General features: G+C 67.4%; 15 protein-coding genes. 1 reads left to right on the top strand and 14 read right to left on the bottom strand.

Features of this window, described 5'->3' with window-relative positions; genetic code table 11:
- Positions 1-4: 4 nt before the first annotated feature.
- The 3 genes from LWH48_RS05445 to LWH48_RS05435 form a co-directional block, all read right to left on the bottom strand.
- A complete protein-coding gene (locus tag LWH48_RS05445; protein WP_232911758.1) occupies positions 5-469 on the bottom strand; it encodes a DUF6586 family protein in 465 nt (154 codons plus the stop codon).
- Complete coding sequence (topA, locus tag LWH48_RS05440) at positions 466-3,096, bottom strand: type I DNA topoisomerase (RefSeq protein WP_232911757.1); 2,631 nt, start codon at positions 3,094-3,096, stop codon at positions 466-468. The genes LWH48_RS05445 and topA overlap by 4 nt, the downstream gene beginning before the upstream one ends.
- 242 nt (positions 3,097-3,338) lie before the next feature.
- Positions 3,339-5,894, bottom strand: coding sequence for a DUF3141 domain-containing protein (locus LWH48_RS05435; protein WP_442908296.1), 2,556 nt, complete (start codon positions 5,892-5,894; stop codon positions 3,339-3,341).
- A 307-nt stretch (positions 5,895-6,201) separates the two neighbouring features.
- On the opposite strand from LWH48_RS05435, the gene lipA reads away from it, so the two are divergent.
- The gene (lipA, locus tag LWH48_RS05430) at positions 6,202-7,260 is read left to right on the top strand and encodes a lipoyl synthase (protein WP_232911756.1); all 1,059 of its coding nucleotides are present in this window, start codon (positions 6,202-6,204) and stop codon (positions 7,258-7,260) included.
- On the opposite strand, the gene lipB is transcribed toward lipA, so the two are convergent.
- From lipB to LWH48_RS05375, 11 genes are all read right to left on the bottom strand, one after another.
- Positions 7,247-7,912, bottom strand: a complete 666-nt coding sequence (gene lipB / locus LWH48_RS05425; protein WP_232911755.1) for a lipoyl(octanoyl) transferase LipB — start codon at positions 7,910-7,912, stop codon at positions 7,247-7,249. The genes lipA and lipB overlap by 14 nt on opposite strands.
- Positions 7,912-8,223 carry an HP0495 family protein gene (locus LWH48_RS05420; protein WP_161432770.1) on the bottom strand — a complete coding sequence of 104 codons (312 nt, stop codon included), beginning with the start codon at positions 8,221-8,223 and terminating at the stop codon, positions 7,912-7,914. Before LWH48_RS05420 ends, lipB begins: the two co-directional genes overlap by 1 nt.
- A 133-nt stretch (positions 8,224-8,356) precedes the next feature.
- Positions 8,357-9,568, bottom strand: coding sequence for a D-alanyl-D-alanine carboxypeptidase family protein (locus LWH48_RS05415; RefSeq protein WP_232911754.1), 1,212 nt, complete (start codon positions 9,566-9,568; stop codon positions 8,357-8,359).
- Between the two features lie 46 nt (positions 9,569-9,614).
- A complete protein-coding gene (locus tag LWH48_RS05410) occupies positions 9,615-10,604 on the bottom strand; it encodes a septal ring lytic transglycosylase RlpA family protein (protein WP_232911753.1) in 990 nt (329 codons plus the stop codon).
- On the bottom strand, positions 10,601-11,671 hold the full coding sequence (gene mltB / locus LWH48_RS05405; RefSeq protein ID WP_232911752.1) for a lytic murein transglycosylase B: 1,071 nt from the start codon (positions 11,669-11,671) through the stop codon (positions 10,601-10,603). The genes LWH48_RS05410 and mltB overlap by 4 nt, the downstream gene beginning before the upstream one ends.
- Positions 11,672-11,711: 40 nt before the next feature.
- Entirely contained in the window at positions 11,712-12,872 is a 1,161-nt protein-coding gene (gene rodA, locus LWH48_RS05400) for a rod shape-determining protein RodA (protein WP_232911751.1), read from the bottom strand.
- A gap of 3 nt (positions 12,873-12,875) precedes the next feature.
- Positions 12,876-14,783, bottom strand: a complete 1,908-nt coding sequence (gene mrdA, locus LWH48_RS05395) for a penicillin-binding protein 2 (protein ID WP_232911750.1) — start codon at positions 14,781-14,783, stop codon at positions 12,876-12,878.
- Between the two features lie 51 nt (positions 14,784-14,834).
- Complete coding sequence (gene rlmH, locus LWH48_RS05390; RefSeq protein WP_161432765.1) at positions 14,835-15,302, bottom strand: 23S rRNA (pseudouridine(1915)-N(3))-methyltransferase RlmH; 468 nt, start codon at positions 15,300-15,302, stop codon at positions 14,835-14,837.
- The gene (rsfS, locus tag LWH48_RS05385) at positions 15,299-15,661 is read right to left on the bottom strand and encodes a ribosome silencing factor (protein ID WP_232911749.1); all 363 of its coding nucleotides are present in this window, start codon (positions 15,659-15,661) and stop codon (positions 15,299-15,301) included. Before rsfS ends, rlmH begins: the two co-directional genes overlap by 4 nt.
- 85 nt (positions 15,662-15,746) lie before the next feature.
- Entirely contained in the window at positions 15,747-16,376 is a 630-nt protein-coding gene (gene nadD, locus LWH48_RS05380) for a nicotinate-nucleotide adenylyltransferase (RefSeq protein ID WP_232911788.1), read from the bottom strand.
- A 47-nt stretch (positions 16,377-16,423) separates the two neighbouring features.
- Positions 16,424-17,734 (bottom strand): glutamate-5-semialdehyde dehydrogenase, encoded by a 1,311-nt coding sequence (locus LWH48_RS05375; RefSeq protein WP_232911748.1) that lies wholly within the window; start codon positions 17,732-17,734, stop codon positions 16,424-16,426.
- Positions 17,735-17,791 lie beyond the last annotated feature (57 nt).

The raw sequence follows: 17,791 nt of genomic DNA, 5'->3' as shown, positions 1-17,791 counted from the left end.
TGGCCTACCACTCCTGACTGGTCTCGCGCAGGGCGGCGATCTCGGCTTTGGCCTGGCGCAGGCAGCCGCCAAGCTCACTGCCCAGCTCGGCACCGCCGCCCACGGCGATCAGGCCGGCGGCGGCTCCACCCCGCCGTCGAGCGACGCCATCGTCGCCGTGCAGCGCCTCGAGCCTGGCGATCAGCCAGTGGAGCCAGCTGCCCTCCCGGGCAGCCAGCTCACGCAGGCGGTGCAGTTCGGCGATGCCGGCCCCTTCAGGGCCCAGCAACTCACGCCAATCATGGCCGGGCAGGCGCGCATGCTCGGTGACCTCGCGCAACAGCGACTCGAGCGCCAGCTCGGTGAGCGCCAAGGCGCCCTCCTCGGCCGCCATGCGCCGCGCCTCGGCGTGCTCGTCGTCACCCGGTGAGATGTCGAGCAGCAGTTCGGCCTGGTAGAACAACTGGTTGGTGCGGGAGCGTGGCGTCACTTGCGCTTGTCCTCCACCTGCCACCTGCTGCCATCATAGGTGGCCTTCCAGCCGGTGGCCTTGCCATTCTCGTCGCTCATCACGAACTGCTCCTTGGCCTTGCGCGAGAAGCGGATCTGCGCGGGACGCCCATCCGGGTCCTCGCTGGGCGCGTCGAGCAGGTAGCGATACTTCTCGGGCAGCTCCTCGGCGTGGGCCTTGAGCTCCTTGACCAGCGGCGGACGGGTCTCGCGGTTCTTGGGGAACTTGCTGGCCGCCAGGAACAGGCCGCTGGCCCCGTCACGCAGCACGTAGTGGTCGTCGACCTTCTGGCACGCCAGCTCCGGCATGTCGATGGGATCCATCTTGGGTGGCGCCACCTCGCCACTGCGCAGCAGCTTGCGGGTGTTCTTGCACTCACTGTTGGTGCAACCGAAGTACTTGCCGAAGCGCCCGCTCTTGAGCTGCATCTCGCTACCGCACTTGTCGCACTCGATGGTGGGACCGTCGTAACCCTTGATGCGGAACTTGCCGTGTTCCACCTCATAGCCATCGCAGTCCGGGCTGTTGCCGCAGATGTGCAGCTTGCGCGTCTCATCGATCAGGTAGCTGTCCATGGCGGTGCCGCATTTCGGGCAGCGATGCTTGGCGCGCAGCGCATCGGTCTCGGCCTCCTCGTCGGCGTCGGCGGCCACGGCCTCTTCGCCGGGCAGCAGGTCGATGGTGGTCTTGCAGCGCTCCTTGGGCGGCAGATTGTAGCCGGAGCAGCCCAGGAAGACCCCGGTGGAGGCGGTACGGATCTGCATCTTGCGCCCGCAGGTGGGACAGTCGATGTCGGTGGGTACCGGCTGGTTGGGGCGCATGCCCTCCTCGCTCTGGGCCGCGTCGAGCTCCTTCTTGAATTCGGCATAGAAGGCATCGAGCAGCGCCTGCCAGTTGCGCTCGCCGTCGGCCACCTCGTCGAGGCCGTCCTCCATGCGCGCCGTGAAGGAGTAGTCCATCAGGTCGGGGAAGGACTCCTTGAGGCGCTCGGTGACGATATCGCCGAGCTTTTCGGCATAGAAGCGGCGGTTCTCCAGCTTGACGTAGCCGCGGTCCTGGATGGTGGAGATGATTGCCGCATAGGTGGAGGGGCGGCCGATACCGCGCTTCTCCAGTTCCTTGACCAGGCTCGCCTCGGTGTAGCGCGCCGGCGGCTTGGTAAAGTGCTGCCGGGGATCCAGCACCTCCAGGCTCATGGCGGTGCCCTCGGCGAGGTCCGGCAACGACTGGTCCTCGTCCTTGCGGCCCATGGGCTTCATCACCCGGGTATAGCCGTCGAACTTCAACACCCGACCCTTGGCACGCAGCTCATAGCCATCGGCCTCGACGGTCAGGACGGTGGAGAGGTACTCGGCCGGGGTCATCTGGCAGGCCACGAACTGACGCCAGATCAACTCATAGAGGCGCTCGGCGTCACGCTCCATGCCCGCCAGGTCGGTGGCTCGCCGGCCCACGTCGGAGGGTCGGATCGCCTCGTGGGCCTCCTGGGCGCCCTCCTTGCTGGAGTAGCGCAGGGGCGATTCGGGCAGGTAGCGCGCCCCGAACTCTTCGCCGATGAAGTCACGCACGCTCTCCACCGCATCCTTCGAGAGGTTGGTGGAGTCGGTACGCATGTAGGTGATATAGCCGGCCTCGTAGAGGCGCTGGGCCAGGGTCATGGTCTTCTTCACCGAGAAGCCCAGCCGGCCGCTGGCGGCCTGCTGCAGGGTCGAGGTGATGAAGGGGGCATTGGGCTTGGAGCGGGTCGGCTTGTCCTCCCGCGCGGTGATCGCAAGGCTCGCCTTGCGCAGCGCGGCGATACGCTCCAGGGTCTCGGCCTCGGAGGTGGGCCGGAAGGCCTTGCCGTCGTGGCGCACCAATTCGAAGCGCACCGGCTCGCCGCTGTCGGCAACCAGGTCGGCGTGGACGTCCCAGAACTCCTCGGGGACGAAGGCGCGGATCTCGCGCTCACGCTCGACGATCAGCCGCATCGCCACCGACTGCACGCGCCCTGCCGAGAGCCCACGGGCGACCTTGGCCCACAGCAGCGGCGAGAGCATGAAGCCCACTACCCGGTCGAGGAAACGCCTCGCCTGCTGGGCCTCGACACGCGGGATATTGAGGCTGCCGGGATCCTGGAAGGCCTCCTGGATGGCATTCTTGGTGATCTCGTTGAACACCACGCGCTTGTAGCGGGCCTCGTCACCACCGATGGTCTCGCGCAGGTGCCAGGCGATGGCCTCCCCCTCGCGGTCAAGGTCGGTGGCGAGATAGACGGCATCGGCCTTCTCGGCGAGCTTCTTGAGCTCGGCAACGACCTTCTCCTTGCCGGGCAGGATCTCGTAGTTGGCCTTCCAGCCGTGCTCGGGGTCGATCCCCATGCGGCGGATCAGCTGATCCTGGGCCTTCTGCCGGCGATGCTCGGCTTTCTCTTCCGGCGACATCTTGCGCGTTGCCGCGGCCTGCCGGGCACGCTCCTTGGGATCGGAGGCTGCCTTGCCCGAGCCGCTGGTCGGCAGGTCGCGGATATGACCCACGCTGGACTTCACGATGAAGTCGCTGCCGAGATACTTGTTGATCGTCTTCGCCTTGGCCGGCGACTCGACGATGACCAGTGACTTGCCCATAGTGCTCCACTAAGTGTCGGTGACACGAGCCCGGTGCCGTGCCTGGCGAATTCCTGCCGCCCTGCTCGGGCGGGTGAAAAATGCGCTTACCCTACCCCAGCGCCAGGCGTCACGCCAGTGGCGTACCCGGGCCGGCCTTCTGACCCTAGACCGCGTATCCCGCCTGGGCAAGCGGCTATCACATACGACAGCGCCCCCGCCGCACGGAGCGACGGGGGCGCCGGATAGCGCTGGGTAAGCGATCAGCGCGAGTTGTTGCCGCCCCGCGGCTTGCGGCGGTTGGCGGTGCCGCGACGCCTTGCGGTCCTGGGCTTGGCCGCCTGAGTAACCTGGGGCTCGGCCTCTGCCTTGGCAGGCTCAGCCTCTGCCTTGGCGGGCTCGGGCTCTGCCTTGGAGGGCTCGGCCTCTGCCTTGGTGGGCTCGGACTCAGCCACTGGTTCGACTGTCTCCTGGTGCCGATCCTCGGCCGCGGCCTTCACATCGGCGCCAGACGCCGCGCGGGCCTCCATCAGCCCCTCCAGTTCGTGGTAGGCCTGGCGCTGCGCCTGGGCCTGGCTGCCGATCCACTCCTCGGCCTCGGCGCGAGCCTCCGCCTCGATCCGCGGCGCATGGTCGATGGCACGTTCGAAGAGCCCACGCACCCTCTCCAGACGCTCGGTGGAGTTATCGGAGAGCTCGCCGCTGGCCGCCAGCACATGCTCGATATGCTCAAGATGTGCTGCAATCTGCTCGGCAGTCTGCCCCTTGAGCAGCGCCGGCAGTGCCTCGACGGCCGCCTCGCGATCCAGCTTGAGGATAAAGAACTGCTCGCGCATCAGGCACTTGAAGTCGGCCAGCGAGAGCTGCGGCTCTAGCTCGGCATGCAAGGCACGCAGGCGCTTGAAGTTGCGCTCGTCGGTGGAGGGGGCACCACCCAGAACGAAGATCAGCGCCCGGACGACCGCCTCGTGGCTGCCCCCCTCGGCGACCCGCTCACCAAGCTCGGCCCGGCGACGCTCGATGAAGCGGCGATGTTCGGGTTCGGCACCGGGACGGCGACGATGCACGTGGGCATCACCACCCAGCCCCACCAGGGACTGCAGCAACGGCTGGCCGTAGACATCCAGGAACAGACGCTCCGTGGCACCGTCACGCAGATCGCGCCAGGCGTTGAAGCTGCGGGTGATCTGGTCCGAGGCGATCGACTCCAGCACGCGGAAGAGGTTGTCCTCATCCAGCGGGTGGCGATCGGCACGGATGCGCTCGGCCAGCACCGGGATCGACGCCATCAGCGGGTTGCGGTCCGAGAGCAACCGGTAGCCCAGGCGATTGGGGTGCATCCGGCGCATCCAGTGGGCCGACTCGGGGGTGGCCAGGGCACGCACCCAGGGCTGCACGAAGAGCCGATAGAGCCCCAGATTGATCTCGGAGAGACGCGCCACGGTAGCGAAGCGGGTATCGTCGTCAGCGCGGTGCTGGACTACCTCGTCGAGTTCGTCGACGCTGCGCGGCGTGAACTCCAGCAGGTAATCGCGCTCGATCAGCTCACTGTCGTCATGCTCTTCGGCCTCCGAGATCGTGGTCTCGTAGAGGCCGGGCGGTAGCACATCGATATAGTCCATGTTGGCGGTGAACTCGGTGTGCTCCTTGCGGGACACGCTGCCCGAGACGAAGATGCCCAGGTGGCCCGTGGTGTCGTGGACGCAGTAGACGATGGTCTGCTCGTTGGCGACGATGTCGTCACTGCCTTCGTAGAGGTCGCGCACCCAGCCCAGCGCCTGAGGGGGCGGAGTAATGTCGTCGCCCTGGGAGCAGAACACCACCACCGGCGAGCGCACGTTACGCAGGTCGATGCGCCGCCCATCGGAGGTCACCAGCTGCGCGGTGGATAGCCGGTTGCCAACGAACAGGTTGTCGACGATGTACTGGATCTCGTCACCACCCAGCACGACATGGCCGCCCCACCAGCGCTCGAACTCGAGGTAGCGCTCCGCCTCGGTATCCACCTTGGAGTAGAGACGATATTGCTTGGTCCAGAAGGTGTTGGCCGGGTTGAGGTTCTCGAAGTTCTGCACCAGCCAGGCGCCGTCGAAGGTTCCGTCACCCAGGTCGCTGAACAGCGAGGTCATCCAGCTGCCGCCGGTCATCCCGCCGGTGTAGCGCATGGGTGCGTTGCCGCGCTCGCCCGCCCAGTAGGAGAGCGGCGCACCGGCGATCAGGATCGGCCCGAACAGGTCAGGCTCCAGGGAAGCAGCCATCATCACCTGCCAGCCCGCCTGGCAATTGCCCACCACCATGGGCTTCTCGGAGAGCTCGGTGTGGCGCTCGTTGACATGACGCAGGAAGGCCACCTCGGCCTCGACCACGTCCTCGACCTGCTGGCCGGGCACCGGGTAGGGAAGAAAGCCGATGAAATAGCAGGGGTGTCCGGCACGCAGTGCCACGCCGATCTCGCTGTCGGGCTTGAAGCCGCCGATGCCCGGGCCGTGGCCGGCCCGAGGGTCGACCACGACGAAGGGACGCATCTGCAGATCGGTAGGCTGGCCGGCCGGCGGCACGATGCGCAGCAGCTCATAGTTGACCGGGCGCGGCAGATCACGGCCGTCCATCAGCACTTCGGCGTCGAATCCCAGTACACTGGGCTTGGTCTGCTCGATGTGCTCCAGGTACTGGTTGCCACGCAGGCGCATCACGTCCAGATAGAGCACGCTGCGCTCTACGGCGTCGAGCCAGTAGCGGCCCGCGGCGCGCCCGAAGCCAAAGGGATCGACAAGGGAAAGCGCATCGGCCGGGGGTGTCGGCATCGGAAGGGTCATCATGGTGACCTCCTGGCGTTGGCGATCAGGGGAAAGGGAACTCGGGTCGTCAATCCGGCATTTGCTGCATTGCAATATAACGCACTTTGCTGGCCACGACGAGTCCGATCTCGCTTCCCGGATCCCCCGGGACGCCTCCGGCACAGATCCAGGCGCCCTCCGATACCATGCCGAGCGCGCGCAGCTATGGTAGATTGGCGCCTGTTACCAGCAACCCAACAGCGCCAAGGCGGGCCAGGCCAACGCCCTACATAACGGGCAGTGTGGCCATGCCGGCCCGAACGACGCCGAGCGGAGGGGCTCACACCCAATGAGCGACAGCACCCCGAAAACCACCATCGCCAGCGGCAAGAAGTTTCGCACGGAGCACGGCTTCGCCGCCATCAAGGACGGTATCAAGCAGCGTTCCCAGCAGGACGAGGGCGGCGGCGTCTCGGGCCGCAAGCCGAAATGGCTGCGCGCCCAGATCCCTGGTGGCGAGCGCTTCGAGGCCGTCAAGCGCAACGTCAGCGAGCATCGCCTGAGCACGGTCTGCGCCGAGTCACACTGCCCCAACATGGGCGAGTGCTGGAGCAACGGTACCGCCACCATCATGCTGATGGGATCGGTGTGCACCCGCGCCTGCCGCTTCTGCGCCGTGGATACCGGCAACCCGGGCGGCTGGCTGGATACCGAGGAGCCGGCCAACACCGCCAAGTCGGTGGAACTGATGGGCCTGCGCTACGTGGTACTCACCTCGGTGGACCGGGACGACCTCGACGATGGTGGCGCCGCCCACTACGCCGCGTGCATCAGCGCCATCAAGAGCAACACCCCCGAGGTAGTGGTCGAGGCGCTGACCCCGGACTTCGACGGCGTCCACTCCGCCATCGAGCGGGTCGTCGACTCCGGCCTCGAGGTGTTCGCCCAGAACGTCGAGACCGTCGAGCGCCTGACCGATCGGGTCCGCGACCCCCGGGCCGGCTACCGCAAGACTCTTGATGTACTCGCCCACGCCAAGGCCCACAACCCCAAGGTGCTGACCAAGACCAGCCTGATGCTCGGCCTCGGCGAGACCGACGAGGAGATCCTGGCCACCTTCGACGATCTGCGCGCCATCGGCGTGGATATCGTCACCCTGGGCCAGTACCTCCGCCCCACCCGCAATCACCTACCGGTGGAGCGCTGGGTGAGCCCCGAGGAGTTCGACCGCTACCGTCGTCTGGGACTCGAGAAGGGCTTCATGGAGGTCGCGGCGGGTCCGCTGGTGCGCTCGAGCTATCGCGCCGACCGGGTGTTCGAGAAGAACAACCTGGGGCTGGCCGCCCCCGCCGAGGTGCCCGGCCAGGAGCCCGACCCCGACCGCATCGATGCCATCAATGTAGGCTGAGTAGCTCCCTTCCCAGCGCGAGCGCCAGGCACTCGGCCAGGCGCTCGCCCGCCGCCTCCACCCGGGGGCAGTCATCGACCAGGTCAGCCAGACGTGTCATCGCCATGCCCGCATAGCCGCAGGGATTGATGCGCGAAAAGGGTGACAGGTCACCGTCGATGTTGAGCGCCACCCCGTGGAAGCTACCGCCACGACGGATACGCAGTCCCAGCGAGGCGATCTTGGCTTCTCCTCCACCCGCCTGCTCCACATAGACGCCCGGTGCATCGGGGCGCGCCCGCGCTGCGACCCCGTGCTCGGCGAGCATGGCGATCACCGCGTTCTCCAGGGCGGTGACCAGTTCGCGCACGCCCAGTCCGGCGCGACGCACATCGATCAGCGGATAGAGCACCACCTGGCCGGGGCCGTGGTAGGTGACCTGACCGCCGCGGTCGGTCTGCACCACCGGGATATCGCCGGGCATCAGCAGGTGCTCCGGCTTGCCCGCCTGCCCCTGGGTAAAGACCGGGTCATGCTCGACCAGCCAGAACTGGTCGGGGGTATCGACATCGCGCTCATCGGTGAGCGAACGCATCGCCTGCCAGACGGGCTCGTAGGGGCGACGTCCCAGGCGATGCAGTTCGATGGGCGCAAGAGTGGGGCTAGCGGCCATCACACCACCATATGCACACGGCCGGTGGCCTTGAGCTCGACGAACAGCGCCTGCAGCTGGGCCTCGCCGGTGGCCAGGATGGTGAGGCGAACCGACTGGAAGCGGCCATTGCGGCTGTCGACCACCTGCATGGCGGCGGCATCGAACTCGGGGTCGTGGCGGCTGACGATCTGGCACACCTCCGCGGCGAAGTCATCGGCGGCATCCCCCACCACCTTGAGCGGGTAGCGGCACGGGAAGGTGATCTTCGGCGGCTTGCCGGAGACCGGACGGCTGGGGCGCCGCAGGTCACGCAGCGACTTGTCGTTCATGCTGGTTCCAGATGTTCGTGAATAGGCGACCATTTTACTCAAGGTCAGACCTGGTGACCAATGTGCCCCCGAACGAAGAGGAGCAAGCCCAAGCGGCTTGCTCCTCGTGGTTACACCTGGCCGATGCCGATCATCAGTCGGACCAGCCGCCGATCAGGTTGGAGAAGAAGCGCTGCACCTGGTCGATCAGCTTCTTGATGAAACCGCCCTCCTCGACCGTCTCAAGGGCCACCAGGGGCTGCTCGCCGACGAGCTCCTCACCAAGACTCACCTGCAGGGTGCCGACGCGGTCGCCCTGTTGGATCGGTGCCTCGAGATCGCCCTGGATATCCAGCTGTGCGGTGAGCTCCCCGTTGCGCGCGCGCGGCACGGTCATCACCACGTCAGCGTCGACACCGACGCGCAGCTCGTTGATCTCGCCGCCCCACACCCGGGGGGTATTGAGCACCGAGCCACGGTCATAGAGCTTGAGGGTCTCGAAGTAGCGGAAGCCGTAGCTGAGCAGCTTCTGGGTCTCCTGGGCACGCGCCTCCTCGGAGTTGGCACCCATCACCACCGAGATCAGGCGCATGTCGTCGCGCTTGGCCGAGGCCACCAGGCAGTAACCGGCCGCCTCGGTGTGACCCGTCTTGAGGCCATCCACACTGGGATCGCGCCACAGCAGGCGATTTCGGTTGGGCTGGCGGATGTCGCTGTAGGTGAAGTACTTCTCGGCGTAGATCTTATAGTGCTCGGGATAATCCTGGATGATATGGCGCGACAGCTGGGCCATGTCACGGGCCGTGGAGTAGTGATTCTCGGCCGGCAGGCCGGTGGCGTTGAGGAAGTTGGTGTTGGTCAGTCCCAGGCGATCGGCGTGCTGGTTCATCAGATCGGCAAAGGGCGCCTCGCCCCCAGCCAGGTGCTCGGCCACGGCCACGCTGGCATCGTTGCCGGACTGGATGATGATGCCGTAGAGCAGATCGCGGATGGAGACCTCGCTGCCAACCTCGATGAACATCTTCGAGCCGCCGGTGCGCCAGGCGTTCTCGCTGACCGGCACCATGTCGTCCATGGCGATATTGCCGCGATCGAGCTCGCGCTCCACCAGGTAGGCGGTCATCAGCTTGGTGAGGCTGGCCGGCGGCAGGCGCTCGTCGGAGTTGTGCTCGGCCAGCACGCGGCCGCTATCGGCATCCATCAGGATCCAACCACTCGCCGCCAGCTGAGGCGGCGAGGGAATCAGGGTCTGGGGCTGGGGAACCGGGACCTCCTGAGCCGCGGCAGGCGCCGCAACAAACAGTGCCAGACAGGCCAGCAGTACCGGCAGCAGACGGCCACAACGTAGGGAAAACAGCTCTTTCATGGGGCGACTCTCGTCAGGTCTTTCTGGGAAGGGGGATCGAGGCCGATCACTCGGCCTCCTTGACGATGAAACTCTCGGCGAAACCGGCACGCTGCAAGGCCTCGCGCAGTGGCTCGACCTGGTCGGCGCCGGAGATGGGGCCCACCTGAACGCGATGCGCACCCGCAGCCTCGGCCACCCGCACCGGCTGGGCCAGTTCGTTCTCCAGGCGGGCACGCAGGGCGCGGGCGCTGTCGGCGGAACCCAGCGCCGCCACCTGTAGGTAGAGCGGGCGGCGATCCGCGGGGCGGCCTTCCGTCGGGCGGCGCTCCGCGGGGCGAGCTTCGGCAGAGCGCTCCTCCGCCGGGCGGGCCGCAGCGGAAGGAGCCTCGCGGGCCACGGATGTCGTCGCGGCAGCAGCCGGCTGACTCACGCCCTGACGCCCGGCGCCGGCAGAGGGTGTCGACCCGCCGTTCTCGGCGAGCCAACGGTCGACATCGATGGCCTCGACCCGCACACGTCCGGTGCCGTTGTCGAGGATATCCAAGCGCGCCGCCGCGGCATAGGAGAGGTCGATCTCGCGGTCGCTGTGGAAGGGGCCGCGATCGTTGACCCGCACGATCACCGAGCGACCGTTATCCAGGCTGGTTACCCGGGCAAAGGTCGGCAACGGCAGCGAGCGGTGGGCGGCCGACATCTTGTACATGTCGTAGATCTCGCCGTTGGAGGTGGCGTAGCCGTGGAACTTCTCGCCATACCAGGAGGCCGTACCCTGCTTGGCGTAGCCGCTGGCGTCCGGCAGCACATGATAGGTCTTGCCCCATACCTCGTAGCTGGAGCGGTTGCCGCCCCGCGAGTGCGGTTCATGACGGGGGACCGCGTCGGGCACCCGGCTGACGTCCGGCGGCTCCTCGGGGTAGGCGTCGCCGGACATGGCATAGCGCCCGCCGGAAGAGACCGTGGCGGCCTGGCCGGAATCGGATGGTGCGGGCCCGCCGCTACCGGCGCAGCCGGCCAGGGTGACCGCAAGGGCGATGGGCAGCCAGCGCAGCATCATGGACGCGTCTCCTCGTCATCGGCATCCACCGCCTGCAACCAGTGGGCATCGAGATTGCGCGCCGTGGCGATCGCCTGGGCCAGTTCGACCGCCGCCATGGCGTAGAGATGACTGTGGTTGTAGCGGGTGATCACATAGAAGTTGAAGTCGCCCAGCACGTAGCGCCAGTTGTCCTCGCCATCCTCGAGTGCCACCGGCAACAGGCGGCGCTCGTCGGCCAGCGCGGCGGGCACCTCGAACCCGGCGTCGCGCAGGGACCCGGCGCTCACCGCGGGCTTGCGCGCCGCACGGTTGAAATCGATGCTGTCGGGGGGCGTCGCGGGCCCCTCGACCTCATGCAGGATCGCCTCGCCGCCTCGCCAGCCATGCTCGGCGAAGTAGTTCGCCACGCTGCCGATGGCATCCACCGGGTTGGTCCAGAGGTCGCGCAGACCATCATCGTCGAAGTCCACGGCATAGGCACGATAGCTGGTGGGGATAAACTGCGGGTAGCCCATGGCGCCGGCGTAGGAGCCCAGCGGCTCATCCGGCGCGACCTGCTGCTCAAAGGCGATCTCCAGGAAGGCGGCCAACTCGCCGCGGAAGAAGTCGCCACGACGGGGATGATGGAAGGCCAGTGTCGCCAGCGAATCGATCACCCGATGCTTGCCGGTGATGCGCCCGTAGCGCGTCTCCACACCGAGGATGGCGGCGATGATCTCCTCGGGCACGCCGTACTCCGCCTCGGCGCGGGCAAAGGCATCGGCGTGGGCCTCCAGGAAGGCCACCCCGGCGTAAATCCGCTCGTCATCCAGGAAGATCGCCCGGTACTCGTCCCAGCGCAGGCGGCGCTCGGCAGCCCCGGACATGGCGTCAAGCACCTCCTGACGATAGCGTGCCTGCTGCATGGCGCTTTCCAGCCAGGCGCGCTCGATTCCCTCATCGGTCAGCTCATTGACCAGGGCCCGCGCCCCGGCGTGGCGCTCCGGGGCAAACTCCTGAGCGGCCAGCGGCGAGCTGGCCAGCAGGGCGGCACAGGCCAGTGTGACCAGGCGCCCCTTCCTTCCCTGAATGCATGACGGCGTCATGTGCGGCCTCTTCTGTCGGTGCCCGGCCCTTGTCGCGTGGCTAACGTGGCAGCAGCCTGCGGTGGGCATGAATGGCCATGAGAATACCGAAACCGGCCATCAAGGTCACGCTGGAGGTGCCCCCGTAGCTGACCAGTGGCAGCGGCACACCGACCACCGGCAGGATGCCGCTGACCATGCCGACGTTGACGAACACGTAGATGAAGAAGGTCAGGATGATACTGCCGGCCAGCAGACGCCCGAAGGTCTCCTGAGCCTCGGCGGCGAGCCACAGCCCGCGGCAGACGATCATCAGGTAGAGCAGCAGGAAGGCCAGCATCCCCACCAGGCCAAACTCCTCGCCGAGCACCGCGACGATGAAATCGGTATGCCGCTCGGGCAGGAACTCGAGCTGCGACTGGGTACCCTCCATCCAGCCCTTGCCCAGCACCCCGCCGCTGCCGATGGCGGTGGTGGACTGGATGATGTTCCAGCCCGCCCCCAGCGGGTCACTATTCGGATCGAGGAAGGTCAGCACGCGGCGGCGCTGGTAGTCGTGCATGTTCATCCACAGCAGCGGCAGCGCCGCCGCGGCCAGGGCACCAAGCAGGCCGATGATGCGCCAGGAGAGTCCCGCCAGCAGCACCACGAAGACCGCCGAGGCACCCACCAGCAGCGAGGTGCCGAGGTCCGGCTGCTTGGCGATCAGCACCACCGGCACTCCGACGATCAGTGCACACACGGCGAGATCCCGAGCCCGGGGAGGCAGCTCCCGACGGCTGAGGTAGGCGGCCACCATCAGCGGCATCGCCAGCTTCATCAGCTCCGAGGGCTGGAAACGGATCACACCGGGGATCACCAGCCAGCGCTGGGCCCCCATGCCCATGTCGCCCACCAGCTCCACCGCCACCAGCATCATCACGCCGAGCAGGTAAGCCGGCAGTGCCCAGCGTATCAGGGTGGCCGGCGCAAACTGGGCGATCACCACCATCACCCCCAGCGCTACGCCGAAGCGGATGCCCTGGGCGATGACGGTATCGAGGCGCTGACCGCTGGCGCTGTAGAGCACCACCAGGCCGGCGCCCATCAGCAGCAGCAGCAGGCCCAGCAGCCAGGGATCCAGGTGGACGCGCTCCCAGAATCCGCGGCGACGAGACATGCCGCTGGCCGGCGCCTTGACCGGATACGGTCGCCAGCGGCGCGAGAGGTCACTCAGCGCCATGGATCAGTTCCCCGCCAGGCGTTCATCGTCTTCATCCATCTCTTCGCGAATCTCCTCGACATCGGGCTCATCGTCATCCAGCAGCCAGGCATCGGTCATCGCCCGCGCCAGATGGGCGGCATGGGTACTGCCCCCGCCGGCGTTCTCGACGATCACCGACACGGCAATCTGCGGCTCCTCGATCGGCGCGAAGGCCATGAACAGGGCGTGGTCGCGCAGGCGCTCGGCCAGCTCGTCGGCGTTGTACTTCTGGTCCTGTCCCAGCGAGAAGACCTGGGCGGTGCCCGACTTGCCGCCCATGCGGTACTCGAGCCCTACCCCGGTGCGGCGCGCGGTGCCTTCGTGGCCTGAGATCACCTTCTCCATGCCGGAGAAGACCCGGTCCCACCAGCCCTCGTTGGTCAGTTCGATATCCTCCGGGGTATCGGGCAGCGGCTCCGGCAACGCCTCTCCGCCGAGGCTCCTGGCCAGGCGCGGCTTGACCCAGTGCCCCCGGTTGGCCAGCACTGCGGTGGCGGTGGCCAGCTGCAGCGGGGTGAGCTGCCAGTAGCCCTGGCCGATGCCCACCGAGAGCGTCTCGCCGGGATACCACGGCTGGTTGTAGCGCTCCCGCTTCCAGTCCCGTGATGGCATCAGGGCGGCGCTCTCGCCGAAGATATCGTGGCCAACACGCGTACCGAAGCCGAAGTCGGTCATGTTCGCATGGATACGGTCGATGCCCAGGTCGTGGGCCAGGGAATAGTAGTAGGTGTTGTTGGAGACGGCGATGGAGCGCTCCATATCGACGCGCCCGTGTCCCCAGCGCAGCCAGTTGCGATAGCGGCGATCATCGTTGGGGAGCTGGAAGTACCCGGGGTCGTAGATGGTCTTGTCGGGGGTGATCACGCCCTCGGCCAGCCCGGCCAGCGCCAGGAAGGGCTTGATGGTCGAGCCGGGAGGATAGTGGCCACGAATCGCCCGGTTGTAGAGCGGCAGATCGAGATCCTCCTGGAGTCCGCGATAGGAGGCCACATCGATACCGGTGACGAACTGGTTGGTGTCATAGCCAGGGGCCGAGACCATCGCCAGGATACCGCCGGTGGCGGGTTCGATGGCGACGATGGCGCCGCGCCGGCCGTCGAGCAGCTCGAAGGCCAGGTGCTGGAGCTCCTTGTCCAGGGTCAGAGTCAGGTCCTTGCCGGGCAAGGGGTCGGTGCGGCCCAGCTCACGCAGCACCCGGCCACGGGCATTCGTCTCTACCTTGCGCAGTCCGGCCTCGCCATGCAGTGCGTCCTCGTAGAAGCGCTCGACGCCGGTCTTGCCGATGAAGTGGGTCCCGGCATAGCGGCCGGCATCCAGGCGTTCGAGTTCCTCGGCATTGATGCGCCCCACGTAACCCAGGGCGTGAGCCATCACCTCGGCATCGGGGTAATAGCGCAGCAGCTGGGCCTCCACCTCGACGCCTGGCAGCAAATGACGATTGACCGCCAGGCGCGCTATCTGCCCCTCGTCGAGATCGCTCATCAGCAGCGCCGGCTGGAAGGGGCGCTGGCGCTGGCGCGAGCGCACCCGGAAGGCCTCTGCCTCCTCGTCGGACAGCTCGAGGATCTCCACCAGTCGCGTCAGGGTGGCGTCGAGGTCCTCGACCCGCTCACGCACCAGGGTGAGGTTATAGGTCGGTCGATTCTCGGCCAGCAACTCACCGTTGCGATCGTAGATCAGGCCGCGGGTAGGTGGCAGCGGCTCGACACGCACCCGGTTCTTCTCCGAGCGAGTGGTGTAGACCTCGTGCTGAACCACCTGAAGGTAGGCCAGACGCCCCATCAGCAGGCCGGTGAGGCTGAACACCACCACCAGCGCAAGCAGCGCACGCACCCGGAAGATGCGCAGCTCCTGCTCGGGGCTCTTGAGGTTATGACGTGACTTGCGCATCGGGTTCCCGGGGTTGGCGAGAGCGCGGCGAGAGAGCGGCGAGGCGTCGACTCAGCGGTGGTAGGGGTGGCCGACCATCAGCGTCCAGGCGCGATAGAGCTGTTCGGCAAGCAGTATTCGCACCAGCGGGTGGGGCAGCGTCAGTGGCGACAGCGACCAGCGCTGGTCGGCGGCGGCGGAGAGCTCCGGCGCCAGGCCGTCGGGACCGCCTACCAGCAGCACCACATCACGGCCGGCCAGCCGCCAGCCCTCGGCCTGCTCGGCGAGCCGCTCGGTGCTCCAGGCCTTGCCCCCCACTTCCAGGGCGACCACGTGCTCATCGCCGCGCAGCCTGGCGCGTATCCGCTCGGCCTCGCTGGCCATGGCCCGCGACAGGTCGGCATTCTTGCCACGCTGCCCGGGGGCGATCTCCTCCACCTGCAGGGCGAAGTCACGGGGCAGGCGCTTGCGGTACTCCTCGACGCCTTCGGTGACCCAGGCGGGCATGCGCGTGCCCACCGCCAGCAGGCGCACCTTCATGCGCCGGACAGCTCGTTTTCAGGCTCCAGGTCGCTGGGCAGATCGGCCCAGAGACGCTCCAGGTCGTAGAGCCGGCGAGTCTCGGGCAGCATCACGTGGACCACTACGCTGCCCAGATCGACCAGCACCCAGTCCGCACCGACCCCACCCTCGACGCCGCGTGGCTGCAGGCCGGCCTCCTTGGCACGCTCGACCACCCGCTCGGCCAGTGCGGCAACGTGACGGGTCGAAGTGCCGCTGGCGATGATCATCAGGTCGGTCACGCTGGTCAGCCGTGCCACGTCCAACTGGACGATATCCTTGGCCTTGAGTTCTTCCAGCGCGTCCACCGCCAGAGTCTTGAGAGCGTCGTTATGCATAGGATCTTCTGTCAGGCTGTCGTTGAATGGGCATTGTAACGCCTTGACCACCATCTGACAGGGCCCATTCGGCCCTGAACGGTCTTCAGTCCTGACGATAGAGACCGTGGGCCAGAATATGCCGTTCCACTGCCTCGGGCAGCAGGTAGCGCACACTGCGGCCGGAGGACAGGCGCCGACGCAGCCCAGTCGCCGAGATCGCCATCCGCGAAGGCAGCCGCACGCGCAGCAGGCCCCCAGCGGGGCGCGCCATCAGTTCCTCGGCATCCTCGCACTCGCGCCCGGCAATCAGCTCGCGCAGCGCTACCGGCAGCGGTGCCTCGTAATCGGGTCGGTCTACCACCACCAGGTGGGCCAGCGCGAACAGGCGCTGAGGCTGGTGCCATTCGGCCAGGCGCAGAAAGGCATCATGGCCCAGCGCCATGACCAGCCGCCCATCGGGCCCCAGTTCCTCGCGCAGGGAGGCCAGGGTGTCGGCACTGAACGAGGGGCCCTCACGAGAGAGTTCGCGGTCGTCGGCGACAAGCCCCGGGGTATCGCCGATCCCCAGGCGCAGCAGCGCCAGACGCTCCTCCGGCGCCACCCGAGGCTCCCCGCGCAGCGGCGGGGCCTTGGCGGGAATCAGATGGACTCGGTCGAGGGACAACGCCTCGCGAAGCTCCACGGCGCTGCGCAGATGGCCCAGGTGCACCGGATCGAAGGTGCCGCCAAGCATGGCAATACGGGCCGGACCGGCGTCCTGCGCAGTCGGATACGGCTCGCTCACTGGCGAACCTGGCCGTCGCCCAGCACCACGTACTTGCGAGTGGTGAGACCCTCGAGCCCCACCGGGCCGCGGGCGTGCAGCTTGTCGGTGGAGATGCCGATCTCGGCGCCCAGGCCATACTCGAAACCGTCGGCGAAACGGGTCGAGGCGTTGACCATCACCGAACTGGAGTCCACCTCGGCCATGAAGCGCCGGGCCAGGGTCCAGGACTCGGTGACGATGGCGTCGGTATGGTGGGAACCGTAGCGCTCGATATGCGCCATGGCGGCCTCGATACCGTCGACCACGCGGATCGCCAGCACCGGGGCCAGGTACTCGGCGTGCCAGTCCTCCTCGACCGCCGCCACCAGATCCGGGAGGATTTCCCGGGCGCGCTCGCAGCCGCGCAACTCGACGCCATGCTCGGCGTAGGCCGCGGCCAGCTTCGGCAGCAGGGACTCGGCCAGCGGCGCATCCACCAGCAGGGTCTCCATGGTGTTACAGGTACCGTAGCGGTGGGTCTTGGCATTCACCGCGATGGCCAGCGCCTTGTCGGGATCGGCGGTAGCGTCCAGATAGACGTGGCAGACACCATCGAGGTGCTTGATCACCGGGACCCTGGCCTCGCGGGAAATGCGCTCGATCAGCGACTTGCCGCCACGCGGGATGATCACATCGACAAATTCGGGCATGGCGATCAGCCGGCCCACGGCGGCACGATCGGTGGTGGCCACCACCTGCACGGCCCCCTCGGGGAGTCCAGCGGCGGCCAGCCCCTGGCGGATGCAGGCGGCAATGGCAGCGTTGGAGTCGCGCGCCTCGGAGCCGCCGCGCAGGATGGCGGCATTGCCTGACTTGAGGCACAGGCTGGCCGCCTCGAGGGTGACGTTGGGGCGCGACTCGTAGATGATGCCGATCACCCCCAGGGGCACGCGCATCTGGCCGACCTGGATGCCGCTGGGCCGAGCGCGCAGGCCATCGACCTCGCCCACCGGGTCGGGCAGGGCCGCCACCTGGGTGAGCCCCTCGATCATCGCGTCGACGCGGCCCTCATCCAGGGCCAGACGGTCGAGCAGGGAGGCGTCCAGGCCGCTCTCTCGCCCACGCTCAAGGTCCCTGGCATTGGCCGCCAGCACCTCGCTCCGTGAGGCCTGAAGCGCCTCGGCCATGGCCAGCAGCGCGGCGTTCTTGGGCCCGGTGGGCGTGCGACGCAGGACCGCGGCGGCTTGCCGCGCCGCCTGCCCCAGGCCGGTCATGTAGGCTTCGATATCGCGGATCTCCTCGGCGCCTGCCGCGGCGGCGCCGTCGCGCTGGACTTGAGCTGTCATGCCAGAGGGTATCTCCTGTGGGCGTGGCCTGAACGTGCCGGAACGGCGCTATACTGG

The organism is Halomonas sp. G15 (assembly GCF_021282295.1).
GTDB lineage: Bacteria > Pseudomonadota > Gammaproteobacteria > Pseudomonadales > Halomonadaceae > Halomonas > Halomonas alimentaria.
Note: the sequence above shows the minus strand (reverse complement) of the source record. Positions and strands in the feature narration are given on the sequence as shown.

Coding starts and splice junctions, on each gene's coding strand:
- topA (WP_232911757.1), bottom strand. CDS start 3,096: ATGGGCAAGTCACTGGTCATCGTCGAGTCGCCGGCCAAGGCGAAGACG.
- LWH48_RS05435 (WP_442908296.1), bottom strand. CDS start 5,894: ATGATGACCCTTCCGATGCCGACACCCCCGGCCGATGCGCTTTCCCTT.
- lipA (WP_232911756.1), top strand. CDS start 6,202: ATGAGCGACAGCACCCCGAAAACCACCATCGCCAGCGGCAAGAAGTTT.
- lipB (WP_232911755.1), bottom strand. CDS start 7,912: ATGGCCGCTAGCCCCACTCTTGCGCCCATCGAACTGCATCGCCTGGGA.
- LWH48_RS05420 (WP_161432770.1), bottom strand. CDS start 8,223: ATGAACGACAAGTCGCTGCGTGACCTGCGGCGCCCCAGCCGTCCGGTC.
- LWH48_RS05415 (WP_232911754.1), bottom strand. CDS start 9,568: ATGAAAGAGCTGTTTTCCCTACGTTGTGGCCGTCTGCTGCCGGTACTG.
- LWH48_RS05410 (WP_232911753.1), bottom strand. CDS start 10,604: ATGATGCTGCGCTGGCTGCCCATCGCCCTTGCGGTCACCCTGGCCGGC.
- mltB (WP_232911752.1), bottom strand. CDS start 11,671: ATGACGCCGTCATGCATTCAGGGAAGGAAGGGGCGCCTGGTCACACTG.
- rodA (WP_232911751.1), bottom strand. CDS start 12,872: ATGGCGCTGAGTGACCTCTCGCGCCGCTGGCGACCGTATCCGGTCAAG.
- mrdA (WP_232911750.1), bottom strand. CDS start 14,783: ATGCGCAAGTCACGTCATAACCTCAAGAGCCCCGAGCAGGAGCTGCGC.
- rlmH (WP_161432765.1), bottom strand. CDS start 15,302: ATGAAGGTGCGCCTGCTGGCGGTGGGCACGCGCATGCCCGCCTGGGTC.
- rsfS (WP_232911749.1), bottom strand. CDS start 15,661: ATGCATAACGACGCTCTCAAGACTCTGGCGGTGGACGCGCTGGAAGAA.
- nadD (WP_232911788.1), bottom strand. CDS start 16,376: ATGCTTGGCGGCACCTTCGATCCGGTGCACCTGGGCCATCTGCGCAGC.
- LWH48_RS05375 (WP_232911748.1), bottom strand. CDS start 17,734: ATGACAGCTCAAGTCCAGCGCGACGGCGCCGCCGCGGCAGGCGCCGAG.